10 protein-coding genes are annotated in these 12963 nt (G+C 42.7%); 8 read left to right on the forward strand and 2 right to left on the reverse strand.

All coding sequences use genetic code 11. The annotated features are described in order from the left end of the window. Positions 1-239 precede the first annotated feature (239 nt). Genes QVP40_RS08435 through QVP40_RS08450 form a run of 4 tightly spaced genes read left to right on the forward strand, consistent with a single transcriptional unit; the run spans position 240 to position 5732 of the window. Positions 240-1862, forward strand: coding sequence for a response regulator (locus QVP40_RS08435; protein ID WP_022068021.1), 1623 nt, complete (start codon positions 240-242; stop codon positions 1860-1862). Positions 1863-1883: 21 nt separating this feature from the next. Next, positions 1884-3686 carry a sensor histidine kinase gene (locus QVP40_RS08440; RefSeq protein ID WP_022068022.1) on the forward strand — a complete coding sequence of 601 codons (1803 nt, stop codon included), beginning with the start codon at positions 1884-1886 and terminating at the stop codon, positions 3684-3686. Continuing rightward, positions 3683-4645 (forward strand): sugar ABC transporter substrate-binding protein, encoded by a 963-nt coding sequence (locus QVP40_RS08445; protein ID WP_022068023.1) that lies wholly within the window; start codon positions 3683-3685, stop codon positions 4643-4645. The genes QVP40_RS08440 and QVP40_RS08445 overlap by 4 nt, the downstream gene beginning before the upstream one ends. Positions 4646-4664: 19 nt before the next feature. Beyond that, positions 4665-5732 (forward strand): galactose ABC transporter substrate-binding protein, encoded by a 1068-nt coding sequence (locus tag QVP40_RS08450; protein WP_288200407.1) that lies wholly within the window; start codon positions 4665-4667, stop codon positions 5730-5732. Between the two features lie 56 nt (positions 5733-5788). Here QVP40_RS08450 and QVP40_RS08455 read toward each other — a convergent pair whose 3' ends face one another. Continuing rightward, positions 5789-6241 carry an Hsp20/alpha crystallin family protein gene (locus QVP40_RS08455; RefSeq protein ID WP_022068025.1) on the reverse strand — a complete coding sequence of 151 codons (453 nt, stop codon included), beginning with the start codon at positions 6239-6241 and terminating at the stop codon, positions 5789-5791. Between the two features lie 268 nt (positions 6242-6509). Here QVP40_RS08455 and QVP40_RS08460 point away from each other — a divergent pair, with 268 nt between their 5' ends. The 3 genes from QVP40_RS08460 to QVP40_RS08470 all read left to right on the forward strand — a co-directional run bounded on the left by QVP40_RS08460 (position 6510) and on the right by QVP40_RS08470 (position 8525). Beyond that, positions 6510-6896 carry a DUF6483 family protein gene (locus tag QVP40_RS08460; protein ID WP_022068026.1) on the forward strand — a complete coding sequence of 129 codons (387 nt, stop codon included), beginning with the start codon at positions 6510-6512 and terminating at the stop codon, positions 6894-6896. A gap of 537 nt (positions 6897-7433) precedes the next feature. Continuing rightward, complete coding sequence (locus tag QVP40_RS08465; protein ID WP_022068027.1) at positions 7434-8378, forward strand: tRNA dihydrouridine synthase; 945 nt, start codon at positions 7434-7436, stop codon at positions 8376-8378. A 21-nt stretch (positions 8379-8399) separates the two neighbouring features. Further along, positions 8400-8525 carry a hypothetical protein gene (locus QVP40_RS08470; RefSeq protein WP_022068028.1) on the forward strand — a complete coding sequence of 42 codons (126 nt, stop codon included), beginning with the start codon at positions 8400-8402 and terminating at the stop codon, positions 8523-8525. 87 nt (positions 8526-8612) lie between these two features. Here QVP40_RS08470 and QVP40_RS08475 read toward each other — a convergent pair whose 3' ends face one another. Next, complete coding sequence (locus tag QVP40_RS08475) at positions 8613-10280, reverse strand: alpha-glucosidase (RefSeq protein ID WP_022068029.1); 1668 nt, start codon at positions 10278-10280, stop codon at positions 8613-8615. A 309-nt stretch (positions 10281-10589) separates the two neighbouring features. On the opposite strand from QVP40_RS08475, the gene feoB reads away from it, so the two are divergent. Continuing rightward, positions 10590-12941: a ferrous iron transport protein B gene (gene feoB / locus QVP40_RS08480; protein ID WP_022068030.1), complete on the forward strand. Its 2352-nt coding sequence runs from the start codon at positions 10590-10592 to the stop codon at positions 12939-12941. Positions 12942-12963: the final 22 nt, after the last annotated feature.

Consider the following 12963-nt stretch of genomic DNA (forward strand, 5'->3'; position numbering starts at 1 on the left):
TTTGGTATGGTGGCTCATTGGTTGAACCAATTTATAAGCGTATTATGTACTTTGTGTAATTTTTGTCAATATATGAAAGAAATATTTTTTGTTTTTGTAAAAATAATACAAAAACGGAGGCTGAAATTTGTGCGTTTTTAAGGTGAAAAAATACAGGAAGGCATTTTTCTGTGTTCAAAAATCCGTTTATAAAACAGGATTCCCATGGTATAATATTTTTATAATGGGGAGGAAATCTTATGGAATTATATAATGTTTTGCTTGTGGATGATGAGGCTGATGTTCTTCAGGCAATGAAGAAAAAAATCGACTGGGAGGCGCTGGGATTCTGTCTGGCGGGAACCGCAGAAAATGGTCAGGAAGCCCTGGAAATGGCAGAGCAGCTTCATATAGATGTGGTTATGACAGATATTAAAATGCCTTATATGGACGGACTTACTTTGTGCAAAAATCTGAAGCAGAGCTACCGGAATATGAAAGTGATCATTTATTCCGGGTTTGATGATTTCGAGTTTGCCAGAGAAGCGGTTCACCTGGAAGCAGAAGAATATCTTCTGAAGCCGATCAGCGCAGGAGATATGGAGGCTGCGTTTTCAAAAGTCCGGAAAAAGCTGGATCAGGAGTATGACGAATACAGGAATCTGAACAGACTGTCAGAGTATTACCGAAAGAGCCTTCCCGCTATGCGGGAGCAGCTTGTCATGGGAATTCTGGAGGGCAGGATTGCCGGAGAACGGGCCAGGATGATGATGGAAACCTACGAAATGCATCTGGAGGCTCCTTTTTATGTGGTGTCAGCTCTGTATATGGATGTAAGTCCCAGAGAAGAGCCTGCGCAGTCGGCCCAGCTTTTTACTTTATCCTTAAAGGACATGGTTCAGGACTATCTTCAGGACAGAATCCGCTTTTTCAGTACTGCTTTTCTGGATCAGGTAATTGTAATTTTTATGATGAAAGAGAGAGAAGAAACAGAGCAGGTTCTTTATCATCTGGATCAGATCTGTAAAATGGCATTTCGTGTTCTCAAGTCTTCTGTGACAGCTGCTGTGGGGCAGATCTGCACACATATTGACGCCTTGCATACTTCCTATGAAGAGGCAGTAAATGCCATGGAATACAGAAGTATTCTGGGAAGCGGACAGGTGCTTTATATCAATGATATTGAGCCCAGCTCTGAGGAAAATATACCTGTTACAGAATATGAGTTTCAGAATCTTGTTCATGCAGTGAAGCTGGGAAACAGGGACGAAACAAATGCAGCCATTGCTCAGATTATGGACAGTATCCGGAAGAAACCGATCTCTCCGGGACAGTATCAGCTTCTTTTTATGGAACTTTTGTCTGAGCTTATGAAGATCGGACGGGCGTATAAGCTTCAGCCCAGCCAGATTTTTGGAGACCATGCAGGCTCATGGCAGGAGCTTTACAGGATGGTAACAGTTGAGGAACTGGAAGGATGGCTGCAGGAAGTGTGTACCAATCTGCGCCATGTTCTCAGGCATGAAAGGCGGGATTCGGCAGCACGGCTGACAGAGCAGGCAAAGGCATATATTGAGGAACACTATAAAGAAAGCGACCTTTCTGCGGACAGTCTGTGCCGCTGTCTGAATGTAAGCGCCGCCTATTTTTCCACAATATTTAAAAGAGAAGTGGGCATGAGTTTTGTAGCTTATCTGACAAAAATACGTCTGGAACATGCGCTGGAGCTTCTTCGTACAACAGAGGATAAAACATATATCATTGCGTCCAGAGTGGGGTATATGGAGCCCAATTATTTCAGCTATGTATTTAAAAAGCAGTATGGAATTTCCCCGTCAAAATACAGGGCAGAGATGTCTGTAAAGGAGAAGAATGAGGATTAAAATTAAAAGAGTTATGGGTTTATGAAGTACATAAAAAATAAATGGAATCAGCTTGTCTGCCATATAAAACGACGGGATCTGCAGTTTGTGATCTCAGCTTCTTTTACTTTGGTTGCCTTGATTGGAATGGTATTTATTGGTGTTTTTCTTTATCAGAGCTATGGCAGAGCAGCAAAGGAAATGATGCTGAATGATACCCGTCAGCTTGTAAATCAGGTGGAGATCAATCTGAACAATTATCTCCGGAGCATGATGCGTATTTCTGACGCCATGTACTATAATGTGATCAAAAAAGTAGACATGAGCAAGGATGATATTTCTCATGAACTTAACCTTCTTTATGAGGTAAATAAAGACAGTCTTGTAAGCATCGCATGTTTTTCAGGGAATGGTGAGCTGCTGGGAGCAGCGCCTGTGGGAAACGTAAAAAATAATGTAGATATCACACAGCAGAGCTGGTTTACCAGCGCCCAGAATAAAATGGAGAATCTTCATTTTTCAGAGCTTCATGTGCAGAATATTTTTGAAAACAGCAATGGACGCTATTATTGGGTAGTGTCTTTAAGCAGGGGAGTTGAGCTTACCACAGAAGGAAAAATATCCGGTGGGATTCTGCTGGTTGACATGAATTTCAGCGGAATACGTCAGCTTTTTACAGAGATCAACAGCCAGGATATGGGGTATGTTTATCTTATTAACAGTGATGGTGAGATTATTTATCATCCCAAACAGAACCTTATTTTTTCCAATATGCTGAAAGAAAATAATATGGTAGCCAGTCACTACGAGGACGGTGTATATGAAGAAAGATTTCAGGGCGAAGACAGGACAGTTGTGGTAAAAACAGTGGGCTATACCGGGTGGAAAATTGTCAGTGTAACTCCGGCAGACAGACTGTTCCAGGATTTTAACAGAACAGAAATTATGGCTGTGATCATGATTATCCTGGCTGTATGCCTGATGATATTTGCCAATCAGTTTGTGGCTGTGCGAATTGTCAAGCCTCTGAAAAAGCTGGAAAATTCTCTGAAATCTATTGGTGTAGATCAGAAACCTGAAATTTATATTGGAGGTTCTTCGGAAATTCAGCATCTGGGAAATACCATTCGGTCTATGGTGGAACAGCTGCGGAAACTGACAGATGACATTGTAAAAGAGCAGGAAGAAAAGCGAAAAAGTGAGCTGGATGCCCTTCAGTCTCAGATCAATCCTCATTTTCTTTATAATACCCTGGATTCTATTATGTGGATGATAGAAAGTGAACGCTATCAGGACGCTGTATTTATGGTACATGCGCTTGGAAAGCTGTTCCGTATCAGTCTTTCCAGAGGAAGAAATATCATTACAGTAGGGGAGGAACTGCAGCATGCAGGAAGCTATCTGGATATCCAGAAGTACAGATATAAGAACAAATTCACTTCCTTTTTTGAGGTTGAAGAAGGGATTGAAAAGTACAGAACAATTAAGCTGATCATTCAGCCGCTGATCGAAAATGCAATCTATTATGGTATGGAATATATGGACGGCGAGGGAGAAATTTATATCAGGGCTTATACAAAGGATCAGGAGCTTTTTATAGAAGTTGAGGATAATGGTCCGGGAATGCCGGAAGAGCAGGTGGCCGGACTTCTGACAGAGGAATCTGAAACCCGGAGCAGAGGATCGGGCATAGGGCTGAAAAATGTACATCAGCGTATTCAGCTTTATTTTGGCTCAGAGTATGGCCTGGAGGTTGAAAGCGAGCCGGACGAAGGAACAACTGTAAGGATTCATCTTCCCAAAACAGAAGAGACTTCCAGTGTGGAGAAGGGGGACAGACAATGAAAAAGAAACGGTTTCAGTGGAAAAGTCTGGCGCTCCTTCTGGCTGCTGTGATCGCGCTGGGCGGCCTGTATTACTACGGGGTTTTTGCCCGGAAAAAAGAGTCTTCGGATGTTTATTCAGTGATTCTTTATCAGAATACAGAGGATGAGTGGGGGACTCTTATTCAGGGAATCATGCAGGCAGAAGAAGATCTGAACGTAGATGTAAATTATATTTACCTTTCAGAAAATGATACGGCAGAAGATCAGATGAAGGAAGTAAATAAGGAGATCCGCGGAAAAAGTTCAGGTATTTTAATGGCTGCTGTAAACAGCCGGGAGATTCAGGAAGCCCTGGAAAATATGATGATTTCTATTCCGATTATTTTTGTGGAAACAGGCGCGGGAGATTCTTTTCCTGTGATCCGGTCTGATGATTATGCTATGGGAAAGGCATTGGGGGAGGCTGTTCTGGAGGATATGGAGCGGACCAAAGCCCCTGGAAAGGTAACAATAATAACAGAAAATATGGAACGGGACAGTGTGAATCTGCGCTATAAAGGACTTAGAGATACCTTGAAAAATTCAGGTCGTAAGGTGCTGATAAGCAGCCTGAGCGGAGACTTCAGCGCCGGGCTTTTTGACCAGATTCCTTATCTGGTAACCCTGGATAAAAGCACAACAGAACGGGCAGCCGCACTGTGGAAAGAGAGCAGACAGAGCCGGGGAAAAAATCAGGACATCTGTAAAATATATGGAACCGGAAACACTGCTCAGACGGTAAATGCTCTGGATAACGAAGATATTTCCATGCTGGTTTATCAAAATGAATTTAACATGGGATATCAGGGGCTTACCTGCCTGGTAGAAAATAAGAAAAAAGAGTGGATAGAGAAAAATACCAGCATCAGATACAGAACAGTAACAAAGAAATCTCTGTATGAAGATGAAAATGAACGTTTGCTGTTCTCGGATATCTGATCCGTAGGAGGAAGGGAAAGTGAACAGGGAAAAAAGAACATGGGTCCTGGCAGGAATATGCTGTATGACAGTAGTTTTCAGCGGATGTTCGGGCAGCAAAAAGACTGCGGAAATACAGCCGCAGAGCATAAAGATCGGTGTCAGTGTGTACGATCAATATGATACATTTATGTCAGAAATCATTTCCCAGCTTCAGTCATATGCCAGAGAAAAGGAAAAGGACTGGGGAATTTCCATTACTTTGGATATTCAGAATGCAGATCAGAGTCAGTTTACTCAAAATGATCAAATGGAAAATTTTATTGAAGAAGGATGTGATCTTGCCTGCATCAATTTGGTTGACAGAACGGACGCTTCCATCATTATTGAAAAAGCAAAAAGTAATCATGTTCCGGTGATTTTTTTTAACAGAGAGCTGGTGGAAGAAGATCTGGAACGCTGGGAGGAGCTTTATTATGTAGGGGCAGATGCTTTTGAATCCGGGCAGCTTCAGGGAGAAATCCTGGTAGAACAATGCGAACAGGATTTTGCATCTATTGACACAAACGGGGACGGCATTCTTCAATATGTGATGCTGGAAGGCGAGGCAGGACATAATGATTCCATGGTACGCAGTATGTCCGTGATCAATAAAATTACAGAAAGCGGATACACAGTAGAAAAGCTTGCTGATGAGATTGCCAACTGGAACAGAGATCAGGCCTCTAATAAAATAACGCCGTTTCTTAATTCTTATGGATCTGAAATTGAAGTGATACTTGCCAATAACGACGATATGGCGCTAGGGGCTGCCGATGCTCTTAAGGCCCGGGGAATGGACAGTCAGTCAGATAACTGGCCGGTGATTTTGGGAGTTGACGGAACAGATGTAGGGCTGAAAGCCGTAGAAAAGGGAGAGCTTCTTGGCACTGTTCTGAATGATGCAAAAGGACAGGCCCAGGGAATGCTGGAGCTGGCGGGCTCTCTTATTCTGAAAAAGGACCTCAGTCCTGAATATACGCTTCAGGATGGAAAATATATTCGTCTTCCCTATCAGAAAGTAACGGCTGAGAATGTAAGCGAGATACAGAGCCGCCAGTCAGAATAAGGTATATAAAAACCGGGGTCTGAAAGACCCCGGAGAATAAAGAGAAGATGAAAGCATCAGCCTTCAATTGAAATATAGCCGGTGTTTTCTATTTTTTTCGGCGCTTTCTTTGGTACAGAAAGCCTCAGGATGCCGTCCTCATATTTTGCATGGATATCTTCCTGGGCAACATCCTCTCCTACAAAGAAGCTTCTGCTCATAGTGCCTGCATAACGCTCTCTGCGGATGTAATTGCCCTGTTTATCCTGCTGATCTTTGTCAAGACCTTTGGCAGCGGATAAGGTAAGATAGCCGTCTTTCAGCTGAACTTTGATTTCATCTTTTTTAAAGCCTGGCAGATCAACATCAAGTTCATAGCTGTCGTCTTTTTCGCGGACGTCTGTTTTCATCATGTTCTGAGCATGTTTTCCATATAATGGATTTTTCTTTCCCCAGAAGTTGTCATTGAATCCAAAGTTCATCCAGTCATCATCAAATAAGTTTTCTCCAAAAATACTAGGCATTAACATAAGTCATCTCTCCTTTTTTTATTATCTATGTTAATATGTGTTATTACGGAACCGGGAGGTTTCAGGAAACGAAAGATGCAGGTTTTGTATCTTTTTATTTCCCTTCCTTTGTTCTGTATGTAATATAACACTTGCTGCTAGCAGAGTCAAGAGGTGAGTGCTAATTATTTTGTGAAAAATGTGTGAACGGATATAAGAGATTGCAATAGAAGTATTATTTATGTTAATCTATGAAAAACTATCATAGATACTGAAAGGAGTTTACGCTATGCTTCAGGATGACTACATACTCAGACAGATCCGGGAAATGGTGCGTGCAGTGCTGAAAATGCTGTTTCAGGTGGATGCGCAGGAGCTGACGCCAGAGATAATTGAGAACGAGAGTGAAAGGGCTGAACTTGAAAGGCTGATAGCCTTAACAGAAGAGGGGAAAATAGATGAGGCAGAAAATCAGCTTTATGAAATGACCTGCGATGGAGACAGAAGCAGGCTGAAAACAGGGCTGCTGTTTTATTACAGTCTGAATGGAAAAACGGATGAGTTTCTGGAGGAGCATAATTTCAGTCGGGAGGAAATTATGACGGGAATCCAGGATCTGGCAGACAGATATGGATTAAGTGGGATTGCGGAAGCCTTCCGCACAGAGATTATGTAAAAATATCAGCCACATATAATGTCGAAAAATGTAAAAAACTTGCGGTGAATAAAGAAGAATAAACATTGAAATAAAATATGCGAATATGCTATGATATGGAAATGGAATAACCGTGTTACAGGGTGGCTGACCTCTATTCTTACATAGAATGGGGGTGGTGCTGATGAAACATTTTGATTTTAAAGACCTTATGGCTTTTGGAATGTTCATTCTTGCATTGCTGACATTCGTTTTTACGTTCTGTCGATAATGATTTAAAGCATAGAAAAACCACCCTCAGAACTTTGGCGAGTTTAGGGTGGCATTTTCTATGTACGCTTTTAAACAGGTCAACCCCTTGTGGGCGGTTGTTCCTCTAAACATATTATAGAGCAGAAAATGGAATAATGCAAATGATTTTTGGGAGCCTGAAAACAGGCTTTTTTGTATAGCAGGAAACATTGATTTTGCATATATCAGGTGGAAATATTGCCATAAACTGTGCAAAACGATATAATACAGACTGTAAAAATAAATCACAGATAAGGAATTTGATATATGCAGTTTTATATGGCACCAATGGAAGGAATTACCGGATATATTTACCGGGCAGCGTATCATAAAAGCTTCGGGAACATAGATCGTTATTTTGCTCCGTTTATTATGAGCAGGCGTCTGAATCAGAAGGAGATCAGGGATATCCTTCCGGAAAATAATGAAGGGATGGAGCTGATCCCTCAGATTCTGACAAACCGGGCGGAGGATTTTCTTGCTATTGCAAAAGAGATCAGACAATATGGATATGATAAGGTGAATCTGAATCTGGGCTGTCCTTCTCCTACGGTTACATCAAGAAACAGAGGCTCCGGTTTTCTGGCGTTTCCCAGGGAACTGGATCGTTTTCTGGAGGAAATTTTTGCGTCCTGTCCAATGACTGTTTCCATAAAAACAAGAATTGGAGTGGAGGATGAGGAGGAATGGCCTCAGCTTCTGGAAATTTTTGAAAAATATCCTCTGGAGGAGCTTATCATACATCCCAGGCTGAAAACAGATCAGTATAAGAAGAATACCATTCACTGGGAGGCCTTTAAAAAAGCAGAGGAAAGCAGCAGGCACTCTCTTTGTTATAATGGGGATATTGTAAGCAAAGATGATTATGAGAAAGTTGTGCAGAGATTTCCCGGTACGGAAAAGATTATGATCGGAAGAGGGATTCTGAAAAAACCGTGGCTGGCAGAGGAAATCAGCAATGGAGACCAAAAAGACAGCAGCCGGTATAAAGAGGAGCTTTTTGAATTTCATGAAGAGCTTTTAAAGGGATATATGGATTATATGTCCGGAGACAGGAACACTTTGTATAAAATGAAGGAACTGTGGGCATATCTTGGAACCTCATTTACAAATCCGGAACGCTATATGAAAAAAATCCGAAAGTCTCAGCATATCAGTGAATACAGGATCTGGGTTGGAAATCTGTTCCGGGAGCAGGATTTAATTTTGTGATCTATCCGGAGAGGCAACATCATGGGGATGTATATTCTGACCGTAGAAGATGAAGAAAAACCGGAACAATTTTCGGAGCGGAAGCTTCTTCATGGAGGATATCAGATAAGCAAAAATGGAACAACTGTACTGGATATGGCAGAGTAAGAATTGTATAAAAAGAGAAATAAAGTGCCTCATTTCTTTCCTGATCAGGGGATAGAAATGAGGCGTTTTATAAAATATTGGAGCTTTTTACAGTTCCAGAATGACAGCCTGATAATTCTTTAAATGAAGAATGTTTTCGGAAATATCTGTCTCCGGATAGTTGTTCAGCAGCACGTTTTTGCATTTGCCCGGAAGGGTAATATCCTGAGGCTCTGTCTGGAAGTTTCCAATAACCAGCAGCGTTTTTTCTCCTTTTCGGAAGTATGCCATCAGGTTATGCTGATCTTCCAGATAAGGGATCAGATTGCCGTAGACAATGGTCTCTTTATAGTCCGGATCCTTGCGCAGAGCAGTCAGCTTTTTATAAAAAGACAGCAGAGAATCAGGATCGTTCAGCTGTGATTTTACGTTGATTTCACGGTAATTCGGGTTCACGGAAAGCCACGGGGTACCGGAGGTAAAACCGGCATTTTCCGTGCAGTCCCACTGCATTGGTGTACGTGCATTATCCCGGCTGTAAATGGAAATGCATTTCAGTGCTTCTTCTCTGGTACAGCCTGCATTCAGCGCCACATGGTATTCGTCAATGGTGCTGATATCATCAATCTGATCAATAGAGGAAAACTTCATATTTTCCATTCCGATTTCCTGTCCCTGATAAATAAAGGGCAGACCCTTAAGCATAAAATACATGACAGCAAGCATTTTTTTGCTGTAAATGCTTACTTCACCCTCTGGAATATAATGGCTGACACCTCTTGGTTCATCATGATTTTCAATAATATTTGAGAGGAATCCGATATCTCCCACACGCTTCTGAGAGTGGAAGCAGCAGCGTTTATAATCATCAGGAGTGATTGCTTTACGGTCGTACCAGCCCTTGCTGCTTGCGCCGAAAACAACAGGAGCAAAGTCAAACATACTGGAAAAATATCCGTTATCTCCAATGAAATCAGGGAGCTCTTCATCCTTTTCATTAAAGACTTCACCTACGGAAAAAGCCTCATGCGGACCAAAGGTACGGTCCCTCATTTCTCCCAGAAATTCTCCTACACCCCGGGCCTCTGCAAGCATATTGTCAACCGTGCAAAGTCCGTCTGCCCGGTCAGAAGCATAATCTTTATAGGGGAGTTTTTTCTTAATATTGATAATGGCATCGATGCGGAAGCCGCTGAGACCGCGATCCAGCCACCAGTTGATATTTTTGTAAACTTCTTCCCGGACGTCCGGGTTTTCCCAGTTAAGATCCGGCTGTTTTTTATGGAAAAGATGCAGGTACTGTTTGTCAGGATGTCCGGGGAGAGGCTCCCATACGGAACCGCCGAAGTAACTGCGCCAGTTACAGGGTAGCTGTCCTTCTTTTCGGTCCTCAATGTAGAAGAAATTGCTGTATTTTCCCTCGGGATCTGCACAGGCTTTTTCAAACCATTCATGCTCGTCAGAGCAATGATTGACAACAAGATCCAGAAGAATGTACATGTCTTTTTTCCGGGCTTCAGTAAGAAGTCTGTCCATGTCATCCAGGGTACCGAAAGCGGGATGAATATTGTAATAATCTGAAATATCATAACCCTGATCTGCCATTGGGGAAGGATAGCAGGGTGAAATCCATACAATGTCCACTCCAAGTTCTTTCAGATAGTCAAGCTTTGATATAATACCCGGAATATCTCCGATTCCGTCGCCATTGGAATCAAAAAAGCTTTTTGGGTAAATCTGATAGGCAACCTTATCGTGCCACCATTTACGTTTCATAATCGTCCTCCTCAGTTCATGTGAATACTTATTGCCGAAAGCCATTGGGCTTGTGCCGGCCTTATTTTAATATGGGATTTATAGTATAAAGCATGGAACAGAAAATTGCACTGGTCATTCTGTCAAAATTTCAGCATATATAAGTCGGAAATTTACTGCTGTGAAGGCCGTGAACAGGAATGACAATATGAAATAATGGCGAAATAATCCGTCGAAACAGAGGGTTTTCTATTGACAAACAGTGATATTTGTCATAAAGTTTTCTATGACAAACAATAAAGATTATCAAATGAAAAGAGGAAGAGTCAGATGACGCTAAAGGATCTGCCGATCGGAAAGACGGCAACAATACGTTCTGTAGGCGGAGAGGGGGCTCTCAGACAGCATTTCCTGGATATGGGACTGATCCCGAAGGGAGATGTAACTATGGTAAAGTATGCTCCTATGGGAGATCCCATGGAGCTTCGAATCCACAGCTATGAGCTTACACTTCGTCTTGCTGATGCGGACAAAATTGAAATAGAAAATGTGAGAGATGCAGGAGAAAAAAGAGACGCATCTAAGAAAAACAACAGCCATTCCATCCCTCATCCGGGATTGGGAGAAGGCGGAAAATTTCATTTTAAGGAAACGGAAAATCCCCTTCCGGACAGTGAAATGCTTACCTTTGCACTGGCAGGAAACCAGAACTGCGGAAAGACAACTTTGTTTAATCAGCTTACCGGCTCCAGCCAGCATGTGGGAAATTTCCCAGGTGTTACTGTGGACAGAAAGGATGGATCGATCCGTGGAAAAAGCAATACCCTGGTAACAGATCTTCCGGGAATTTATTCCATGTCTCCGTATTCCAGCGAAGAAATCGTAACAAGGAATTTTGTACTGAATGAGCATCCAAGAGGTATTATTAATATTGTGGATGCCACAAATATTGAGCGGAACCTTTATCTTACCATGCAGCTGATGGAGCTGGATATTCCCATGGTTCTTGCCCTGAATATGATGGATGAGGTCAGGGAAAACGGTGGTTCGATCGTTATCAACCGGATGGAGGAAATGCTTGGAATCCCTGTAGTTCCTATTTCCGCAGCAAAAAATGAGGGAATTGACGAGCTGGTAGCCCATGCTCTTCATGTGGCAAAATATCAGGAAAAGCCGGAAAAAATAGACTTTTGTGATGCGGATGATGACGGAGGAGCTGTTCACAGATGCCTTCACGCCATTATGCATCTGATCGAAGACCATGCACAGGAAGCCGGGATTCCGGTACGCTTTGCAGCAGCCAAGCTTGCAGAGGGGGATCAGCTGATCCTTGAAAAACTGAAGCTTGACCAGAACGAAAAAGAGATGCTGGAGCATATCGTAAAGCAGATGGAAAGTGAGCGCGGACTGGACCGTGCAGCTGCCATTGCGCACATGCGATTTGACTTTATTGAAAAAATCTGCGATGAGACAGTCATTAAGCCCAAAGAGAGCAAGGAGCATATCAGAAGTACAAAGATAGACCGGATACTTACTGGAAAATATACGGCAATTCCCTGTTTTGTGGGAATTATGGCCCTTGTGTTTTACCTGACCTTCGGAGTGATCGGAGAGTTCCTTTCCGGTATTCTTGATATGGGAATTGAGGCTCTTGGCGGAGCTATTGATCAGCTTATGGCAGCGGCTCATGTAAACAGTGTGCTTCATTCTCTTGTGATGGACGGCATTTTTAATGGTGTGGGTAGTGTGCTGAGTTTTCTCCCTGTTATTGTGACCCTGTTCTTTTTCCTGTCTCTTCTGGAGGACAGCGGATATATGGCAAGGGTTGCCTTTGTAATGGATAAGCTGCTGAGAAAGATCGGGCTTTCCGGACGGAGCATTGTGCCTATGCTGATCGGATTCGGCTGCACTGTACCCGGAGTTATGGCCAGCAGAACTCTTCCCTCAGAGCGGGACAGAAGAATGACAATTCTTCTTACACCTTTTATGAGCTGCTCTGCAAAGCTTCCCATTTATGCATTTTTTGCAGCAGCCTTTTTCCCGGAAAACAGCGCGCTGGTTATGATTCTTCTGTATTTTGGCGGCATTGTTATGGGGATCCTGATGGCGCTTCTGCTGCGCCGTACCATGTTCAGCGGAGAGGCGGTTCCCTTTGTTATGGAGCTTCCGAATTACCGTATGCCGGGAGCAAAAAACGTAGGACATTTGCTGTGGGATAAGGCGAAAGACTTTTTGCAGAGAGCGTTTACCGTTATTTTTATCGCTACTCTTGTAATCTGGTTTTTACAGACCTTTGATATCCATCTGAATGTTGTAACAGATTCAAAAGACAGTATTCTTGCCATGGCAGCAAGTGTTATTGCTCCGATTTTCCGACCTATGGGATTTGGAGACTGGCGGATATCTACTGCTTTGATTACCGGATTTATGGCAAAAGAAAGCGTTGTTTCCACACTTTCAGTTCTTTTTGGAAGTACGGAAGCCCTGCTTGCAGCCATCACACCTCTGGCAGCAGCAAGCCTTTTGGTATTCTGCCTGCTTTATACCCCATGTGTGGCAGCAGTTGCCGCTATCAAGCGTGAGCTGGGCGGAAAATGGGCGGCAGGTGTTGTGATCGGACAGTGCGTGATCGCATGGATCGCAGCTTTTGTGGTCTACATGATCGCAGGAATTTTTATCTGATAAAAATACAGGATTTGTGATT

Source organism: Blautia sp. CAG:257 (genome assembly GCF_000433815.1).
GTDB classification, from domain to species: Bacteria; Bacillota; Clostridia; order Lachnospirales; family Lachnospiraceae; genus Blautia_A; species Blautia_A caecimuris.